The sequence below is a fragment of the Xanthobacter tagetidis genome, assembly GCF_003667445.1.
GTDB lineage: Bacteria > Pseudomonadota > Alphaproteobacteria > Rhizobiales > Xanthobacteraceae > Xanthobacter > Xanthobacter tagetidis.
Genome location: NZ_RCTF01000023.1, coordinates 21,103 through 38,336 on the forward strand (window position 1 = coordinate 21,103; position 17,234 = coordinate 38,336).

Genomic DNA, 17,234 nt, shown 5'->3' on the forward strand with positions numbered 1-17,234 from the left:
TGCGATCAGTAGGTCACAGCCTTGATCTTCTTGGTCTCGGGACCGGGCGGGAACAGCATCACGTTCTTGCCGTTCTCGCGCTGGAACACGACCATGTCGGTGAACGCCTGCTGCTTGGTGCCGCTCGGCGTGGAGACGAACTTGGCGCGCCCGAGCAGGGTGTTCGGGATGTCCATCTTGCGCAGCTCGGCCGCCACCTTCTCCTTGTCGTCGCCGCCGGCCCGCTCGATGGCGAGGAACAGCAGCATGGCGGAGACGTAGCAGCCGGCATCCTCGAAGTCGGGCTCCTGGCCGTACTTCTTCACGAACATCGCCTCCCACTCGCTGCTCGGCGGGAACAGCTTGGGGAATTCCTGATTGCCCGGCCGGTTGAGCCCCGGCAGATAGGTAGTGACGCCGACCCATCCCTCCTGGGCGGTGCCGACCGCCTTCTGCCACTCATCGAGCTGCGTCGCCGCGGTGCCGATCAGGTAGGGCACGGGCAGCTTGCGGGTGTAGATCTGCTTGGCGAGCGTGACCGCGTCGGTGGTCTGCACCAGGCCGAGCAGCACGTCCGGCTTCACCCGCGCGATCTTGGTGAGCAGCGGGTTCATGTCCGCCGCGTTGGTGCGCACGATCTCTTCGAGAACGACCTCGAAGCCGGCGTCGGTCAGGTACTTCTTGGCATAGGGCTGGTGCGTGCGGCCGTAATTGTCGTCAGTATAGATCATCGCCACCTTCTGGCCCGCGGGCAGCTGGTTCTTCAGCGCGGCGGCGATGCTCTCGTGGTAATTGTAGGCGTAGGGGAAGGTGTGGAAGAATTCCGGGTCCCCGCCCACCTCTTCTTCCAGCTTGGTGCTGGAGGAGCCGGGCACCAGCCAGATCGGCTTGCCCTGGCGCCAGGCGGGAATGGCGGCGGCCACGGTCGGCGAGCCGATCGGGCCGATGATGTAGTTCACCTTCTCCTTGCTGACGAGCTCGTTGAACACCGAGATGGTGGCCTGCGATTCCGACTGGATGTCGCGCACCAGGAGCTCGATCTTCTTGCCGGCGACCTTGCCGCCATAGACTTCGGTGGCGAACTCGACGCCGCGCTTGCCGGAGGCGCCGTAGGCGACGAATCGCCCGCTCAGCTCCATCGGCACGCCGATCTTGATGCTTTCCTGCGCGAGAGCGGGGGTGGCGGCGAGCGTGGTCGCCAGTGCCAGAATGGGCAGGATTCCGCCCGAGGACAGACGATGCATGCGGTTCTCCCTAAACGCCGATCTTTGGTTGCTCGTCGGCATGCCCGGGAGTATAGATTTTTGAAACTCGATCCGTCTAGTGGAATCTCAAGATCAAAAAAGGCAGGGAGACGCACGTGCCGTATGAGGACGTTCTGTATGAGCAGGATGGCGGGATCGCCCGCATCACCATCAATCGCGCCGAGGTCCGCAACGCGGTGCGCCCGCGCACCTACGAGGAACTGACCGACGCCATGGCGCGGGCCGCGGACGACCCGGAGGTGGGCGTGGTGGTGCTCGCGGGCGCGGGCGAGAAGGCGTTCTGCGCCGGCGGCGACATCCGCGACCAGTCGAAGCGCGTGCCGCCGGTGGGGCGCAAGCACATGCGCCGCCTGTTCAACCTCTCCACCGTGATGCGCATGATGGACAAGCCCATCATCGCCAAGGTGCGCGGCTTCTGCGTCGGCGGCGGCAACGAGATCAACCTGTTCTGCGACATGACGGTGGCGAGCGAGGACGCCAAGTTCGGCCAGACCGGCCCGCGCGTCGGCTCGATCCCGATCTGGGGCGCCTGCCAGCTGCTGGCGCGCTACGTGGGCGAGCGCAAGGCGCGCGAGATGGTGTTCACCTGCCGGCTCTATTCGGCGCAGGAGGCGCTCGCCATGGGCCTCATCAACCAGGTGGTGGCCGCCGACGCGCTCGACGCCACGGTGGACGCCTTGTGCTCGGACATCCTCGACAAGAGCCCGCAGAGCATCCGCATCGCCAAGCTGGCGCTCAATGCCGGCTCGGACCGCGACTTCTATTCCGCCTTCTTCCCGAGCGCGGAGATGCTGGCCTCGATCTACGGCAACGAGGAGAATCTCGAAGGCATCACCGCCTTCCTGGAAAAGCGCCCGGCGAACTTCCGCCGCTTCCGGAAGGCGATCTGATGACCACGCAGCGCTTCAAGGATCGCGTCGCGCTCATCACCGGCGGCGCGCGCGGCATCGGCTTCGCCGCCGCCGAGCGCATCGCCGCCGAAGGGGGACGCCTCGCCCTCGCCGACATCGACGCCAAGGCGGCCGAGGCCGCCGCAGCGAAGCTGCCCGGCGCCATCGGCATCGGCTGCGACATCACCCAGGCGGACGACGTCGCCGCCATGGTTGCCAAGGCGGAAGGCGCGCTCGGCCCGCTCTCCATCTTCGTCAACAGCGCCGCGGTGCTGGACGACAAGCTGTTCCTGGACTCTACCCCGGCGGACTGGAAGCGGATGCTGGGCGTGTGCCTCGACGGACCCATGCTGGGCCTCCACGCGGTGCTGCCGGGCATGGTCGCGCGCGGCTATGGCCGCGTAGTGTGCCTCGCCTCCGATTCGGCGCGCATCGGCCAGGCGCGCCTGTCCTATTATGCGGCGGCCAAGGCGGGCGTGATCGCGCTCGTGAAGTCGGTGGCGCAGGAGGTGGGCGGCAAGGGCGTGACGCTCAACGTGGTCTCGCCCGGCGCCACCAACACGCCGCTGCGCCAGGCGCGCGAGGCGCAGATGCTCGAGCAGATGGGCGAGGAGAAATATGCCCGCCGGCAGAAGAGCGTGCTCAAGCTCTATCCCACCGGCCGGATCGGCGAGCCGGAGGACATCGGCGCCGCCATCGCCTTCCTCGCCAGCGCGGAGGCCGGCTGGATCACCGGCCAGGTGCTGAGCGTGAACGGCGGCTTCGTGATGCCTTAGGGCACGGGGCCCAAAAAAGACCAAGACCACCGCGGGATGAAGCGCTCAAGGATCATCGGACCATGGATTTCAAGCTGAGCGAGGAACAGGAACTGCTCCAGGATCAGGTGCGCCGCATGGTGCGCGCCGAGATCGAGCCCAGGCTCGCCGCCAACCACCCGGACAAGCCGCTGCCCAAGGCGGTGATGCTGGAGATTTTCGCCGCGCTGGCGCGCATGGGCCTCACCGCGCCGCGCCTGCCGGCCTCCGCCGGCGGCGGCGAAATGCGCATGCTGGACTACGGCCTGTGCTTCGAGCAGCTGCCGCCGGTGATCGCCATCTCGCTCATCTCGCACGAATGCACCATCGCCCGGCTCCATGCCGAGGGCGGCGCCGAGCATGCCGAGCACCTGCTGCCGGAGCTGATCGCCGGCCGCAAGATCGGCTGCACCGGCTCCACCGAGCCCAACACAGGCTCCGACCCGCGCGGCATCGCCACCCGCATCACGCCGAGCGGCGACGGCTATGTGGTGTCGGGTTCGAAGATGTGGATCACCAACGGCACCATCGCCGACCTGATGATCGCCACCTGCCTGTCCGGCCAGGGCATGATGCAGCGGGTGCTGATCGAGCGCGACGCCTCGCCCTTTGAGGCGCGCGAAATTCCCGTGCTGGGGTTCAAGCAGGGCCACCTGTCCGAGATTTCGCTCGCCGACTGCCGGGTGCCGAGGCGCAACCTGCTCGGCCAGAGCGGCGACGCCGCGCGCATCCTCCAGGGCACCTGGGTGGGCAACCGCCCGCTGCTCGGGCTCAGCGCGGTGCACATGGCGCAGAAGGCGCTCGATCTGGCGGTGGCCTATGCCGGGGTGCGGCGCCAGTTCGGCGAGCCGATCGGCCGCAAGCAGCTGGTGCAGGGCCGGCTCGCCGACATTGCAACCGCCGTGACAACGAGCCGCCTCCTCTGCTATCGGGCGTTGGCGCTCATCGACGACGGCGCACCGGCGGACGGGGCGTCCGCCATGGCCAAGAGATACGCCACCACCGCATGCGCGGAGGCGGTGTCGCTCGCCATGCAGGTGCACGGCGCCATGGGTGTGGCGGAGGAGACCGGGCTGGAGCGGCTCTACCGCGACGTGCGCATGCTGCCGATCCCCGACGGGACCAACGAGATCCTCACCCTGATCCTCGGGCGCGAGCTGACCGGGCTCAACGCCCTGCGGCCCGAGGCGCGGCATCAGGCGGCGGCGGAGTAGGCGGCGGAGCAAGCGGGGCAGCGCAGGCGGCGGAACGGTACGGCAGGGGAACCACATGATCCGAGCGGTTGGACGGGCGCTGGCCATCTTCGATGCGTTCGACGCCAAGCATCAGAGCCTCTCCTTGCAGGAGATCGGCGAGCGCATCGGCATGCCCAAGGCCACCACCTTCCGGCTGGTGAACACGCTGGTGCGCGGCGGCTTCCTGGTGCGGCTGGAGAACCAGCGCTACTGCCTGTCGCTGAAGATCCTGCGCCTCGCCGGCCTGGTGAAGAGCACGCTCGGCATCCGCGAGGCGGCGCGCCCCACCATGGCGGAGGTGTGCCGGCTCACCGGCGAGACCGTGACGCTGAACATCCGCTCCGGGGTCGAGCGCATCTGCGTCGACGTGGTGGACACCCCCTCGCCGCTGATGACCATCGTGCGGCCGGGCGAGCATGTGAGCCTGCTGCACGGGGCGACCGCGCGCCTGCTGCTCGCTTATGCGGGCGACACCGAGATCGACGCCATCCTGGCCTATGCCCAGACCAAGGAGAAGCTGGACGTGAAGGCGCTGAAGGCGGCGCTCGCGGAGATCCGGCGGCTCGGCTATTCCTGCACCACCGGCCAGCGGATTCCCGGCGTCACCGCCATCTCGGTGCCGATCTTCGACATCAAGGACGAGGTGCACTACTCGCTGTCCGTCACCGGGCCGAGCGTGCGCATGGACCCGCGCCTCGACGAGTTCAAGCAGATCATGCTCACCGCCGGCGCCTCCATCTCCGCCATGATGGGGACCTCGAAGGTGGCCCCCGTCGCGGCGGAGGACGCGCTGGCGGCGGAAGACGAAGAGGCCCCCGCGCCGAAGCCCAGGAAGGCGGCGGCCAAGGCACCGGCAAAGACGTCCGCCAAATCCCCTGCCACCCCCCCTGCCAAGTCACCCGCCAAGCCGAAGGTCGACACCGGCACGAAGGCGCGCGCCGCCGGCGGGCGATAGAGCCGGCCCACCTGCGCGGGCCTCTCCCGCTCACGCCATTGTGCATCGTTCGCGCAGCCACACGCGATCCACGGCAAGCGGCTGATTGAAAACGATAAATGGCACGACCGCTCTCGACCCGGAGGCGGGCGGGCCGGCGTTTCCAGGATTGTGCGCTGCGGCCGGCGCGGACCTTACGTATGGTCCGGCACATCCAGAGCACCGCCTGCGGGCGGTGCGCGCGAAAGGCGGCGGCATGCGGCAAGTGGGACGGCATGATGAGCGGTGGCCGAGGCTGCGAACGTGGCGCGGTGGCGCCGCGCGCGCCGTTTCGGGCCTCGCCCTTGCCCTCGCCGTGCTGCTCGCGCCCCACCCCGCCGGGGCGCAGGAAGGCCAAGTCACCGTAGCGGAAAGCGCCGCCGTCAGCAGTCCCCGCGCCACCGTCACGCTGATCGCCGACGCCGCCGGCGTCGCGCCGGGCGGAGAGGTGCGGATCGGCCTGCGCCAGAAGCTCGCGCCCGGCTGGCATACCTACTGGAAGAATCCCGGCGATGCCGGCACGCCGCCGGAGATCGCGCTCGCTTTGCCCGAGGGTGCGCGGGCGGGCGAGATTCAATGGCCGGGGCCGGACCGCTTCGCCGTCGGCCCGGTCACCAGCTTCGGCTATGGCGGCGAGGTGGTGTTTCCCATCGCCGTCACGGTGCCGGCGACGCTAAAGCCCGGCGACACCTTCACCGTGTCGGCCGAGGCGAGCTGGCTGGTGTGCGAGAAGGAATGCATTCCCGAGGAGGGCAGGTTCACGCTCGCTTTGCCGGTGAGCGAAGCGCCGGCGCCGCCCGCACCCGGCATCGCCGCGGCCTTCGCCGCCAGCGACGCCCGCCGCCCGGTGGGGCTCGACTGGCGCGCGCGGCTCGCCACTGAGGGCGGCAACCTCGCGCTCACCGTCGAGGGCGAGGGCATCGCGCCGGAGCGCATCGCCGGCGCCTTTTTCTATCCGCAGGACTGGGGCGTCGTCGTCCACGCGGCACCGCAGGCGCTGGAGGTTGCGCCAGGCCGGCTCACTTTGGTGGCCGAGAAGGGCCAGTCCTTTGACCCGTCTGCCGCCAATGGCGGGCTCGTCGCCGTCACCGATCCGGCCGGTGTCACGCGCTGGATCGAGATCGCGCCGACGCCTGCGCCCGCAGCCGCCGCGTCCGACCCTGCGGGCGGCGCGGCGGCGCGCCTGCCGCTCGGCCAGGCGATCCTGTTCGCCTTCCTCGGCGGGCTGATCCTCAATCTGATGCCGTGCGTGTTCCCGGTGCTTGCCATCAAGGCGACCGCGCTCGCCCGCCTGTCGGGCCGCGAGGCGCGGGAGGTGCGGCTTTCAGGCGTGTTCTACACGCTCGGCGTCGTCGCGGCCTTCCTCGCGCTGGCCGGCGTGCTGCTCGCCGTGCGCGCGGGCGGCGCGGCGGTGGGCTGGGGCTTCCAGTTCCAGTCGCCGGTGTTCGTCGCCCTCATGGCGTGGCTGATGCTCGCCATCGGGCTCAACCTTTCGGGCGTGTTCGAGATCGGCACCTCGGTCACCGGCGCGGGGCAGCACCTCGCCCACGCGCCGAGCCACAAGGGCAGCTTCTTCACCGGGCTCCTGGCGGTGGTGGTGGCGACGCCCTGCACCGCCCCGTTCATGGGCGCGGCGCTGGGGGCGGCGCTCGCCGCGCCGTGGCCGGTGGCGCTCGCCGTGTTCCTGTCGCTCGGCCTCGGCCTTGCCGCGCCCTATGCGCTGATCGCCTTCGTGCCGCGCCTCGCGCGGCTCCTGCCGCGGCCGGGCCTGTGGATGGTGCGGCTCCGGCAGGCGCTGGCCTTCCCCATGTATGCCTCCGCCGCCTGGCTGGTCTGGGTGCTGGCGCGGCAGGCGGGCGAGTTCGGGGTGATGATCGCGCTCGCCGGCGCGCTCCTGGTGGCGCTCGCGGCCTGGATCTTCGGCATTGCCCAGCACCGGCGCGGCCGCGGCCTCGTGCCCCGCGCTCTGGCGCTCGCCGCGATTGTCGGGACGATTGCGCTGCTGCCGCAGCTGCGCGCGGTGGCGGCGCCCTCCCCCACGGCCGAGGCGTCGGCCGGCAGCGAGCCCTTCACCGGCGCCCGCCTCGCCGCGCTGCGGCGCGAGGGCAGGCCGGTGTTCGTGAACATGACGGCGGCCTGGTGCATCACCTGCCTCGTCAACGAGCGCACCGCGCTCTCCACCGCCGCGGCCAAGGCCGCGCTCAAGGACAAGGGCATCACCTATCTCAAGGGCGACTGGACCAACCAGGACCCCGAGATCACCGCCTTCCTGCGCGCCTTCGGGCGCGACGGCCTGCCCTTCTATGCCCTCTACCCCGCCGGCGGCGGGGACCCGGTGGTGCTCTCCACCGTCCTTACCGAGGCCTATCTCGTCGCGGCGCTTGAGCGCGCCGCCCCCTGACCCAACGGAGACGACGCATGACCACAGGCTCTTCTTCCGACCGCCCCGCCACCCTCGGCCGCCGCGCCTTCCTGATGGCCGGCGCCGCGAGCCTCGCCGCCGGCCCGGCCCTGCTCGCCGCGATGCCGGCGCTCGCCGCCCCGCAGATCGGCCAGCCCGCGCCCGCCTTCACCGCCACCGACAGCAACGGGGCGACCCAGAGCCTCGCGGCGCTGAAAGGCAAGGTGGTGGTGCTGGAATGGACCAACCATGACTGCCCGTTCGTGCGCAAGCATTACGGCGCCGGCAACATGCAGAAGCTGCAGGCGGATGCGAAGGCCCAAGGCGTGGTGTGGCTCACCATGATCTCGTCCGCCCCCGGCGAGCAGGGCGCGGTCGACGGCCCCACTGCCAACGGCCTCACCGGCTCGCGCAAGGCGATGCCGGCGGCGGTGGTGATGGACCCGGACGGCAAGATCGGCCGCGCCTATGGCGCGCAGGTGACGCCCCACATGTACGTCATCGGCAAGGACGGCACGCTGCTCTACATGGGCGGCATCGATTCCATCGCGTCCACCCGCGCCGACGACATCGAGAAGGCGGTGCCCTATCTGCGCGAAGCCATGGCGGCGGCGGTGAAAGGCGAGCCGGTGAAGACCGCCGTCACCCGCCCCTATGGCTGCACCATCAAATACATGGGCACCTGAGCGCCCCGCCTGCACGGATGCGAAGACGCCCGCCGGCCTGCCGGCGGGCGTCTCATTTTCAGGCCAGCCGGAGGGCCTCAGCCCCAGATGTCGGCGGTGATGCCGGCATACCAGCCGAGGTTCTCCTGCTCGGTCTGCCTGCGCAGCTCCGCGCTCTCGCCGGTCTTGGAGATGAAGCCCTCCACCTCCTTGATCTTGCCGTCGGCCGGCGCATAGCGCCCGCCCACCTTCACCGCGTCGTCGGTGTCGATGAGGCTCCAGCAGGTGTTGGCATAGCGCGCCGGGAACGCCTTCGCGCCGGTGAGCGCGGCGCGCGCCGCCATGGCCGCCACCTTGGCCTGGCTGTTGGCCGCGAAGGCCGACTTCGGCATGTCGCCCGGAATGGCGGCGTCGCCGACAATGAAGACGTTCGGATCCATCTGCGACGCCATGCTCTCCGGATCGATGGGGCAGAAGCCGGAGGCGTTGGCGAGACCCGCGTCGCGGGCGATGGCACCGGCCATCTGCGCCGGGATGACGTTCACGAGCGCCGCATTCTTGTAGGTCTCGAAGCCGGTCACCACGGTGCCGGTCTTCGGGTCCACCGACTTCACGCCGTCATTGATGCTGGGGCCGATCCACTCGACCATGCCGGGATAATGGCGCTCCCAGCCCTCCTGGAACAGGCCCATCTTGGAGAACTTGTCCTTGGGATCGACGATGATGATCTTGGCCTTGCCACGCCCGGACGTCTTGAGCACATGCGCCATCATGGAGACGCGCTCGTAGGGGCCGGGGGGACAGCGGAAGGGATTGGGCGGAGCGATCATGACGATCAGCCCGCCATCCGGCACCGCGTCGAGCTTGGCCTTCAGCAGCTTGGTCTGCGGCCCCGCCTTCCAGGCGTGGGGCATGACCTCCTCCGCCGCCTTCGACCAGCCGGGCACGGAATCGTATTTGAGGTCGATGCCGGGCGCGAGCACGAGGCGGTCAAAAGGAAGGCGCGAGCCGTCCTCCAGCACCACCTCCTTCTTGTCGCGGTCGATGGACTTCGCGGCCTGCCGCACCATCTTCACGCCCTGGCCCGCGAGCTTGTCGTAGCCGTGCTCCAGGCTCTCGAACGAGCGGAAGCCGCCGAGATAGAGGTTCGAGTGGAAGCAGGTGACGAATTTCGGCGCCGGTTCCACCAAGGTTACGTCCACCGCGCCGCCGGAATCCTTGGCGACATAGCGCGCCACCGTGGCGCCGCCCGGTCCGCCGCCCACCACCACGAGCCGCGGCTTGGCCTGGCCGAGCACCGCCGGTGCCCCGAGCGTCGTGGCGAGAGCGAGCGTGCCCGCGCCGGCGACGAAATGCCTGCGAGATAGCGTTGTCCGAGATAGCGTTGTCATGTCCCAGTCCTCCCAGTGCCGGCCTGTCAGCCGATCTTGATGTAGGCGAAGCCCTTGTTCTGAAGCGCGCCGACGGTGGCGACGCCCGAGGGCACGAAGGCGATGTAGGGCGCCTTGCGCACCTTCTCCTTGTCGAGCTTGAGGCGTTCGAAGGTGATGGAGCAGAGGTAGATCTTGAGCCCGTTCTTGGCGACGGCATCCACCTTCTCGAAGATGGAAGGCACCATCACCTCGTCCTTCCAGGTGGTGCCGTCGAGGTCTTCCAGGAAGAACTTCACGCCCTGCCCGTGCGCCACCACGGCGAGCTGGAGCGCGAACGGGTCCGCGCCATAGGCCGAATAGTGGTTCGAGATGTTGGTGAGCATCTGCACGAAGCGCGGCGGGTCGCCGAAGTCGCAGTGATAGAGGCAGGCGTTGTCCGCCTCCTTCCTGATGTCGGCGAGCTTGAGGCTCTGCGCGGCGGAGGCGGCGACGGGCGCCGCGCCGGCCAGCGCGAGGGTGCCGAGAAAGGCCCGGCGGCCGAAGTTGAACATCGTCTCCTCCTCCATACGGGCGCCTTATGCGGCACCTCGTTTCTGCGCGCCGGGGATGCCCCCGGCCGGCCGGCTTCCGCCGCCGCGCGAGGCGGCGGCGGGCGGGTCGTTCAGTGCCCGCTTGCGGGCTTCAGGCTGCCGAAATAGGCCGCGAGCGCGGCCATCTCTTCCTCGGACAGGGTGGCGGCGATGGTGCGCATCACCTCGTTGTCGCGCTCCTTCTTGCGGTAGGAATCGAGCACCGCCACGAACTGCTCCTCCGGCCAGGCGACGATGGCGGGCACGCCGGCGACCGTCGCCCCGGAGGCCTGGTGGCAGGTGACGCATTGCGAGGCGAGATAGGCGCCGTATTCGCGATCGCCGGACGCGCTCGCGCCCGCGGGGCCGATGAGAAGCGGCGCCAGAAACGCCGAGAGGGCGGTGCGCGAACGCACCGCCCGGGCGAGGAGCGCCCGCGCTGGTCGCGGGTTCACTCCAGATTGCCCTTCTGCTCGCCGTCCGGCGTCACGTCGAGGATACGCGCGCGGCTGATCACCTTCACCTCCCCGGTGCAGTTCTTCATGCAGGGATTGGCATTCCAGAAGGCCTTCTCGGTGGTCTCCCGGTCGTCGTCGAAGAAGTTCGGCTGGTTCGGCAGCTTCACCTTCGCGAAGTTCTCCTTGGAGAGCACGAAGTCGTCCTTCACCACGTCGTTCAGGTTCAACAGGTAGGCGACGATGGCGTAGGTCTGGTCCGCGGTCAGCGACTGGCCGTTGCCGAACGGCATCGCCCGGTGGATGTAGTCGTAGGCGGTGGAGGCATCGGGCCAGAACGAGCCGATGGTCTTCTCCGGCCGCTCCGACTTCAGCGTCCCGGCGCCGCCGGCCAGCACCGGCCAGCGGCCGGCGCCCTCGCCGAACTCGCCGTGGCAGGCGGCGCACTGTTCGAGGAACACCTCCTCGCCCTCCTTCACCGAGCCCTTGCCTTCGGGAAGGCCCTGGCCGTCCGGACGCACGTCGATGTCCCAGGCGGCGATCTCTTCCGCCAGCGCCGGCCGGCCGAGCGCGGCGACCTTCACCGCAGTCGCGGCGGCGGCGGGCGCGGCCGCGTTCACCGCCTGCTGCGCCTTGCCCTTCTCGGCCTTGGCCTGGGCCTTCTTGCCCGCCTCGCCTTTCTGGGCGGCGGGGGCGAGCTCGGCGTGGGAGGGGAGCGCGGCGACGGCGAGCGCGCCGGCCATGACGATGGCGACGGCGAGCGCCTCAGCCGACTTCCACATTTTCCGTCTCCCCGTTGCCGTGCACCAGCCAGGTCTGGATGCCGTTGTTGTGGTAGATCGAGTTCTCGCCGCGCACCTTGCGCAGCTCGGCCTTGGAGGGCTGCACGTAGCCGGTCTCGTCCATGGCGCGGGACTGCACCAAGAGTTCGCGGCCGTCCCAGTCGAAGTCGAGATAGAAGCGCGTCATGGCCATGGGCATGGCCGGGCCCTCGATGCGCGCGGTGGTCCAGTTCCGCCCGCCGTCGAGCGAGACGTCGACGCGCTTGATGGTGCCGCGGCCGGACCAGGCGATGCCGGACAGGACGTTCGGCCCCTTGTGCTTGAGCGGCGCCTGCGGGCTCGGGCTCGTCACCACGGACTTCGCGTCCATGATGAAGGTGTAGCGGCGCGAGCGTCCGTCCGCGAGCAGGTCGGTATACTTGGCGGTCTCCTCGCGCTGCGCCCAGGGCTGGTCGCCCACCTCGAGGCGGCGCAGCCACTTCACCCACATGTTGCCTTCCCAGCCCGGCACCACGAGGCGCACCGGATAGCCCTGCTCGGGCCGCAGCGCCTCGCCGTTCATGGCGAAGGCCACGAGACAGTCGTCGAGCGCCTTGTGCAGCGGGATCGAGCGCGTCATCACCGAGGCGTCGGCGCCCTCCGCGAGCACCCACTTGGCGGAGGTCTTCACCCCCGCCGCGTCGAGGAACGCGCGCAGCGGAACGCCGGTATAGAACACGTTGTGGATCATGCCGTGGGTGAACTGGCAGCCGTTGAGCTGGGCGCCGCGCCACTCCATGCCGGAATTGGCGGCGCACTCCAGGAAGTAGGCGCGGTTCACCCGGCCGGGCATGCGCTTGATGTCGTCGAGCGTGAACACCAGCGGCTTGTCCACGAGGCCGTGGATCATGAAGCGGTACTTGTCCGGATCGATCTCCGCCTCGCCGCCATGGTGCCGCACGAAGCACAGGCCATTGGGCGTGATGACGCCGTCGAGCGCGTACAGCGGGGTGAAGCTCACCGAGCTTTCGCGGCTCGCGGTGAGCCATTCCACCTCGCGCCGCACCACGTCCTTCTCGAACTTCGAGGGCACGCCATAGGGATTGTTGTTGACCCCCACGCCGAGCGTCTTCGTCCAGTCGGGGACGGGCACGATGTTGGGGTCGGGCGCCGCGGCCCGCGCCGCGACCGCGGACAGCGGGGCGGCTGCCGCGACGCCGGCGCCGATGCCGGCGGCGGAGAGGAAGCGGCGGCGGCTTAGGGATGCAGTCCCCGCCTCGCCGCCTCGCCCCTTTCCGGGCTCATGGATCTGGGACATGGCGTCCTCCCTCAGATATTCTTGCCTCAGATATTCTTGCATTCGCAAGTTTGCATATGTCGATCAAAAAAAGGGGCCGGCAGCCGGCCTCACGCGCCGCTCACCTTCACCGACGCATTGGGCTTGATGTCGATGGTCTTCTTGGCGGTGACGTAGCGCTCGACGATCTCCCAGATCGGCGGGCCCTCCACGTTCTGGTTCACGCTCGCCCAGCCGGCGACGGTGTAGGACCGGTCGGCCTCCAGCGCCTTCCCGGTCTTCAGGAACACCATGTCGGAGATGCGCGATCCGATCTCCTTGCCGACATCGATGGAATAGCCGACGCCGCCGACGCGGACCATGTCGCCGCCGCCCTGGAAGTAGGGATCTGGGTGGAAGATGTTGTCCGCCACGTCCTCCAGCACGTCCTTCAACTGCTTGCCCGTCATGGTCATGCGGTAGCAGGCGGGATAGGTGATGGCGGTGGCGTTGGCGACCTGCTCGAAGGTGATGGGATCGCCCGGCAAAAGGCTCGCGCCCCAGCGGAAGCCGGGTGAGAGCGCGATCTCCGCGTCCCGCTCGGCCATCATGGCGTCGCAGATCATGTCGTCGAGCGTGCCGTTGAAGTTGCCGCGGCGGTAGAGCAGGCTGCCCGCCTGCCCCAGCACCCGGTCGATATCCTTGGCATAGGGCGCGCGGATGTCGGCGACCAGCTTCGCCATCTCCGGATCGGGTGCGATCACATCCGAGAACACCGGGATGAGCTGGAAGCGGAAGCCCGCGACCTTCCTGTCCTTCACGTCGAGATCAAGGCGCGAGAGGAACTTGCCGTGGGAGCCGGAGGCCACCAGCAGCGTCTGGCCCACCTGCACCACCGCCGGCATGGCGTCGTGGGTGTGGGCGGTGAAGACCACGTCGATGCCCTTCACGCGGGACGCCATCTTGCGGTCCACGTCGAAGCCGTTGTGGGACAGCAGCACCACCACGTCGGCGCCGTCGGCGCGGGCGGCGTCCACCTGCTTCTGCATCTCGTCTTCGCGGATGCCGAACTCCCAGTCCGGGATCATCCAGCGCGGGTTGGAGATCGGCGTGCGCGGGAACGCCTGGCCGATCACCGCCACCTTGGCGCCGCCCTTCTCGAAGGTCTTGCGCGCCTCGAACACCGGCTCCTGCCACTCCACCGAGCGCACGTTCTGCGCCAGGAAGGCGAACGGCGCCTTGTCCTTGATCTCGGCGACCCGGTCGGCGCCGTAGGTGAACTCCCAGTGGCCGACCATGGCGTCGGTCTTGAGGGCGGAGAACACCTTCACCATGTCCTCGCCCTTGGTCTTGAGCGAGGTCCACGAACCCTGCAGGCCGTCGCCGCCGTCGAGCAGCAGCACCTTGTCGTCGCCCCGCTCGGCGCGGATCGCCTTGATGAGCGTCGCCATGCGGTCCATGCCGCCCATGCGGCCGTACGTCTTGGCGAGGTTCTGGAAGTCGAGGCTGGTCATCGCATAGGCGTCGCGGCCGCCAACGGGGACCTTGAAGACGTCGAGGAACGCCTGGTCGGTCAGGTGGGGCGGCACGCCGCGCGCCTCGCCCACGCCGAGATTGACCGAGGGCTCGCGGAAATAGATCGGCACGAGTTGGGCGTGGATGTCGGTGATGTGGAGCAGAGTCACCGTTCCGGACGCGCCGAACTTCAGCAGGTCGCCCTGGGACAGAGTCTGCCCGCGCGCCGCCTGGGCGAGCGCGCCCGGCTGGCCGGCGAAGAGCCCTGCGAGCGCCGTGCCGGCGATGAGGAAGTCGCGCCTGGAGATCATGTGCGTCCTGCGTTCAAAAGGGTGCGTTCGAAGCGGCGAGACCGCAAGCCGAGGGCGCGCCGCGCACGCTCTCCCGTTCACGCCCTAAGGCGTGCTGCGGGCGCGCGCCCGTCCCTTTGGGGGACGGGCCGCGGCTGGCGTCGCGGGTCGGCCGGCCTCAGCCGACGGTAAGCTTGGCGGTCGCCTTCTGCTCGGAGCCGCCGTCGTCCTTCCAGCTGAAGGTGAACTCGCCGCTCTCGGTCGCCTTGAAGAAGAACGACTGGAACGGGTTCGCCGAGATCGCCGGAAACCAGTCCGCCTTGAAGAACGGCTTGCCGTTGAACGCCGCCTCGAAGGTGCTGATGATGTCGCGCGGCACGGTCTTGCCCGCCGAATCCTTGCGCTGGCCGCTCTCCATCTCGTGGGAGATGAGGGTCTTGATCTCGATGATCTCGCCGGCCTTGGCCTGGGCGGGCACGCGCACGCGGGGCTTGGAGGTGATGGCCATGGTGCGTTTCCTTCCTTGAGTTTCGTTGCCGGTCGCCGCGCGTCAGCCGCCGCAGCCGCCGATGGTCACCTTCACCTGCGCCTTGGCGCTGTAGAGCTTGCCGTCCGACATCTCGGCCACCGCGATCACGTTCTGCGTCTGGGCGAGGCGCATGCGGGTGGAGGCGGAGGCGCGGCCGGAGGCCGGCGTGAAGTGATAGGTGACGACCTGGGGCAGCGGGTTGCCGTCGGCGAAGACGTGGACCGCCTTCACGTAGTCGGCGTCCGTCATCGGGCTGTCGACCTCAAGGTTGAGCGGCACGACGAGGCCGTTCTCGGCGATCTCGGGCAGGTCGAGCTTCACCTTGCCCTCGGCCATGGACTTGCCGCCGAACAGCTTCTTCAGTTCGTCCGCGACCTGCGCCTCGGTCGCCAGCGCAAGGTTGGGCGCGAGCGCCGCCGCGAAGGCGCCGGCCGCCAACTGGAGCGCCTGCCGACGGGTGGGCGCAAAAGCCTTGAACGTCATCCGTTTCCTCCTCGGTGCCGCGGCGCCACGGGCGCCCTGCAATTCCTGATTTTTATCGGCGGCCCTGGCGGCCTTTTGGAACGGCGGTTCGCCGATCAATTTCACATATTGTGATATCGATTTTTTTGAATGTAAAGTAGCTCCATCGGCGCCGCGCTTCGGCAAGGAGCGCGGACGACCGATGCGAGGAACGGCCAGGACTCCACCAAAGAGAGCCCGGCGCCGCGAGACGCCAACTGTCGGGAGGAACCATGCGACGCAAAGCCACAACCCTCACATGCCTATGCGCGCTCGCCTTCGTCCTCGGCGCGCCGCTGGTCGCGGCCGCCCAGGAGGATGCCAGCGAAAAGGAGATCGAGCGCTACCGCGCCATGATCAACGACCCCATGGCCAATCCGGGCTACCTTGCGGTGGATCGGGGCGAGGAACTGTGGTCGGCCAAGCGCGGCACCAAGAACGTGTCGCTGGAGACCTGCGATCTCGGCGTCGGCCCCGGCAAGATCGAGGGCGCGTTCGTGCAGATGCCGCGCTACTTCAAGGATGCCGACCAGGTGATGGACCTGGAGCAGCGCCTCCTGTGGTGCATGGAGACCATCCAGGGCCTCGACACCAAGCCACTCAAGGCGCGGCCCTTCTCCGGCCCCGGCCGCGGCTCGGACATGGAGGACCTCGTCGCCTTCATCGCCAACAAGTCGAACGGCATGAAGATCAACGTCGTGCTCGACGACCCGAAGGAGAAGGAGGCCTATGCCATCGGCGAGGCGCTGTTCTTCCGCCGCTCGTCGATCAACGACTTCTCGTGCCAGACCTGCCACGCCGAGCCCGGCAAGCGCATCCGCCTCCAGGGCCTGCCGCAGCTCGACAAGCCCGGCAAGGACGCGCAGGCGACCATGAGCTCCTGGCCCACCTACCGCGTCTCCCAGAGCGCGCTGCGCACCATGCAGCACCGCCTGTGGGACTGCTACCGCCAGATGCGCATGCCGGCGCCGGACTACGGCTCGGAAGCGGTCACCGCGCTGGCGCTGTTCCTGAACAAACAAGCCAACGGGGCCGAGCTCAACGTGCCCTCGATCAAGCGCTGAGGCGGGAGGAAACCATGAAACACGCATTCATCGCCGCCGCCGCTTTGGTCGTCCCGTCCCTCGCCTTCGCCCAGCAGATCCCGGCCGCGCCGCAGGCGACCGTGGACCGGGTGGTGAAGGAGAGCTTCACCAAGCTGCCCGAGGGCTGGGCCGCGCGCCTCGCCCAGGACGAGACCATGCAGGTCTGCTCCCAGACCCGCAACCAGCCCTCCGCCGCGCAGGCGGATGCCATCGTCGCCCGCGAGACCAAGACCGTGGTCTTCCCCGCAGACGGCGTGCTGCTGGGCGACTGGAAGGAAGGCGCCAAGGTCGCGCAGAACGGCCGCGGCGGCCAGTTCTCGGACCCGCCCGGCACGGTGAGCGGCGGCAATTGCTATGCCTGCCACCAGATGGACCTGAAGGAGGTGAGCTACGGCACGCTCGGGCCCTCGCTCACCAATTACGGCGCCGACCGCAAGTATGCCGCCGAGGACGCCAAGGCCGCCTACGCCAAGGTCTACAACGCCCAGGCCGCGTTCGCCTGCTCCTCCATGCCGCGCTTCGGGCATAACGGCGTGCTGACCGAGAAGCAGATCAAGGACGTGGTGGCCTATCTGTTCGACCCGAACTCGCCGGTGAACACGCCGGCAAAGTGAGATGAGGGCGGGCGCCCAAGCGGCGCCCGCCCTTGCTTCTCTTCGGGGCGAGGGGAAGATGCTG

17 protein-coding genes are annotated in these 17,234 nt (G+C 68.9%); 8 read left to right on the top strand and 9 right to left on the bottom strand.

Annotated elements, in window-relative coordinates; genetic code table 11:
* Positions 1–5: 5 nt before the first annotated feature.
* The gene (locus D9R14_RS20595; protein ID WP_170168693.1) at positions 6–1,223 is read right to left on the bottom strand and encodes an ABC transporter substrate-binding protein; all 1,218 of its coding nucleotides are present in this window, start codon (positions 1,221–1,223) and stop codon (positions 6–8) included.
* A gap of 116 nt (positions 1,224–1,339) precedes the next feature.
* On the opposite strand from D9R14_RS20595, the gene D9R14_RS20600 reads away from it, so the two are divergent.
* From D9R14_RS20600 to D9R14_RS20625, 6 genes are all read left to right on the top strand, one after another.
* Complete coding sequence (locus tag D9R14_RS20600; protein WP_170168694.1) at positions 1,340–2,134, top strand: enoyl-CoA hydratase-related protein; 795 nt, start codon at positions 1,340–1,342, stop codon at positions 2,132–2,134.
* Positions 2,134–2,910 (top strand): SDR family NAD(P)-dependent oxidoreductase, encoded by a 777-nt coding sequence (locus D9R14_RS20605; RefSeq protein WP_121625245.1) that lies wholly within the window; start codon positions 2,134–2,136, stop codon positions 2,908–2,910. The genes D9R14_RS20600 and D9R14_RS20605 overlap by 1 nt, the downstream gene beginning before the upstream one ends.
* 62 nt (positions 2,911–2,972) lie before the next feature.
* Positions 2,973–4,142 (top strand): acyl-CoA dehydrogenase family protein, encoded by a 1,170-nt coding sequence (locus D9R14_RS20610; protein WP_121625246.1) that lies wholly within the window; start codon positions 2,973–2,975, stop codon positions 4,140–4,142.
* Between the two features lie 55 nt (positions 4,143–4,197).
* Complete coding sequence (locus D9R14_RS20615) at positions 4,198–5,118, top strand: IclR family transcriptional regulator (RefSeq protein ID WP_121625247.1); 921 nt, start codon at positions 4,198–4,200, stop codon at positions 5,116–5,118.
* Between the two features lie 244 nt (positions 5,119–5,362).
* Positions 5,363–7,537 carry a protein-disulfide reductase DsbD family protein gene (locus D9R14_RS20620; RefSeq protein WP_245420920.1) on the top strand — a complete coding sequence of 725 codons (2,175 nt, stop codon included), beginning with the start codon at positions 5,363–5,365 and terminating at the stop codon, positions 7,535–7,537.
* Between the two features lie 17 nt (positions 7,538–7,554).
* Complete coding sequence (locus D9R14_RS20625; RefSeq protein WP_210210886.1) at positions 7,555–8,223, top strand: redoxin domain-containing protein; 669 nt, start codon at positions 7,555–7,557, stop codon at positions 8,221–8,223.
* Positions 8,224–8,300: 77 nt separating this feature from the next.
* Here D9R14_RS20625 and D9R14_RS20630 read toward each other — a convergent pair whose 3' ends face one another.
* The 8 genes from D9R14_RS20630 to soxY all read right to left on the bottom strand — a co-directional run bounded on the left by D9R14_RS20630 (position 8,301) and on the right by soxY (position 15,453).
* Positions 8,301–9,593 carry an NAD(P)/FAD-dependent oxidoreductase gene (locus D9R14_RS20630; RefSeq protein WP_121625249.1) on the bottom strand — a complete coding sequence of 431 codons (1,293 nt, stop codon included), beginning with the start codon at positions 9,591–9,593 and terminating at the stop codon, positions 8,301–8,303.
* Positions 9,594–9,619: 26 nt separating this feature from the next.
* The gene (locus D9R14_RS20635; protein ID WP_121625294.1) at positions 9,620–10,126 is read right to left on the bottom strand and encodes a DsrE family protein; all 507 of its coding nucleotides are present in this window, start codon (positions 10,124–10,126) and stop codon (positions 9,620–9,622) included.
* A gap of 110 nt (positions 10,127–10,236) precedes the next feature.
* The gene (locus D9R14_RS20640) at positions 10,237–10,599 is read right to left on the bottom strand and encodes a c-type cytochrome (protein ID WP_121625250.1); all 363 of its coding nucleotides are present in this window, start codon (positions 10,597–10,599) and stop codon (positions 10,237–10,239) included.
* Complete coding sequence (locus D9R14_RS20645; RefSeq protein WP_121625251.1) at positions 10,596–11,381, bottom strand: c-type cytochrome; 786 nt, start codon at positions 11,379–11,381, stop codon at positions 10,596–10,598. Before D9R14_RS20645 ends, D9R14_RS20640 begins: the two co-directional genes overlap by 4 nt.
* Complete coding sequence (gene soxC / locus D9R14_RS20650; protein WP_121625252.1) at positions 11,365–12,678, bottom strand: sulfite dehydrogenase; 1,314 nt, start codon at positions 12,676–12,678, stop codon at positions 11,365–11,367. The genes D9R14_RS20645 and soxC overlap by 17 nt, the downstream gene beginning before the upstream one ends.
* A gap of 89 nt (positions 12,679–12,767) precedes the next feature.
* On the bottom strand, positions 12,768–14,462 hold the full coding sequence (gene soxB / locus D9R14_RS20655) for a thiosulfohydrolase SoxB (protein WP_121625253.1): 1,695 nt from the start codon (positions 14,460–14,462) through the stop codon (positions 12,768–12,770).
* A 157-nt stretch (positions 14,463–14,619) separates the two neighbouring features.
* Positions 14,620–14,949 (bottom strand): thiosulfate oxidation carrier complex protein SoxZ, encoded by a 330-nt coding sequence (gene soxZ, locus D9R14_RS20660; RefSeq protein WP_121625254.1) that lies wholly within the window; start codon positions 14,947–14,949, stop codon positions 14,620–14,622.
* A gap of 42 nt (positions 14,950–14,991) precedes the next feature.
* Complete coding sequence (soxY, locus tag D9R14_RS20665; protein ID WP_121625255.1) at positions 14,992–15,453, bottom strand: thiosulfate oxidation carrier protein SoxY; 462 nt, start codon at positions 15,451–15,453, stop codon at positions 14,992–14,994.
* Positions 15,454–15,704: 251 nt separating this feature from the next.
* On the opposite strand from soxY, the gene soxA reads away from it, so the two are divergent.
* On the top strand, positions 15,705–16,535 hold the full coding sequence (soxA, locus tag D9R14_RS20670; RefSeq protein WP_121625256.1) for a sulfur oxidation c-type cytochrome SoxA: 831 nt from the start codon (positions 15,705–15,707) through the stop codon (positions 16,533–16,535).
* A gap of 14 nt (positions 16,536–16,549) precedes the next feature.
* Positions 16,550–17,170: a sulfur oxidation c-type cytochrome SoxX gene (gene soxX / locus D9R14_RS20675; protein WP_121625257.1), complete on the top strand. Its 621-nt coding sequence runs from the start codon at positions 16,550–16,552 to the stop codon at positions 17,168–17,170.
* Positions 17,171–17,234 lie beyond the last annotated feature (64 nt).

Excerpts from the sequence above, each read along its gene's own strand:
- D9R14_RS20595 (WP_170168693.1), bottom strand. The coding sequence starts at position 1,223 with ATGCATCGTCTGTCCTCGGGCGGAATCCTGCCCATTCTGGCACTGGCG.
- D9R14_RS20605 (WP_121625245.1), top strand. The coding sequence starts at position 2,134 with ATGACCACGCAGCGCTTCAAGGATCGCGTCGCGCTCATCACCGGCGGC.
- D9R14_RS20610 (WP_121625246.1), top strand. The coding sequence starts at position 2,973 with ATGGATTTCAAGCTGAGCGAGGAACAGGAACTGCTCCAGGATCAGGTG.
- D9R14_RS20615 (WP_121625247.1), top strand. The coding sequence starts at position 4,198 with ATGATCCGAGCGGTTGGACGGGCGCTGGCCATCTTCGATGCGTTCGAC.
- D9R14_RS20625 (WP_210210886.1), top strand. The coding sequence starts at position 7,555 with ATGACCACAGGCTCTTCTTCCGACCGCCCCGCCACCCTCGGCCGCCGC.
- D9R14_RS20630 (WP_121625249.1), bottom strand. The coding sequence starts at position 9,593 with ATGACAACGCTATCTCGGACAACGCTATCTCGCAGGCATTTCGTCGCC.
- D9R14_RS20635 (WP_121625294.1), bottom strand. The coding sequence starts at position 10,126 with ATGTTCAACTTCGGCCGCCGGGCCTTTCTCGGCACCCTCGCGCTGGCC.
- D9R14_RS20645 (WP_121625251.1), bottom strand. The coding sequence starts at position 11,381 with ATGTGGAAGTCGGCTGAGGCGCTCGCCGTCGCCATCGTCATGGCCGGC.
- soxC (WP_121625252.1), bottom strand. The coding sequence starts at position 12,678 with ATGTCCCAGATCCATGAGCCCGGAAAGGGGCGAGGCGGCGAGGCGGGG.
- soxB (WP_121625253.1), bottom strand. The coding sequence starts at position 14,462 with ATGATCTCCAGGCGCGACTTCCTCATCGCCGGCACGGCGCTCGCAGGG.
- soxZ (WP_121625254.1), bottom strand. The coding sequence starts at position 14,949 with ATGGCCATCACCTCCAAGCCCCGCGTGCGCGTGCCCGCCCAGGCCAAG.
- soxY (WP_121625255.1), bottom strand. The coding sequence starts at position 15,453 with ATGACGTTCAAGGCTTTTGCGCCCACCCGTCGGCAGGCGCTCCAGTTG.
- soxA (WP_121625256.1), top strand. The coding sequence starts at position 15,705 with ATGCGACGCAAAGCCACAACCCTCACATGCCTATGCGCGCTCGCCTTC.
- soxX (WP_121625257.1), top strand. The coding sequence starts at position 16,550 with ATGAAACACGCATTCATCGCCGCCGCCGCTTTGGTCGTCCCGTCCCTC.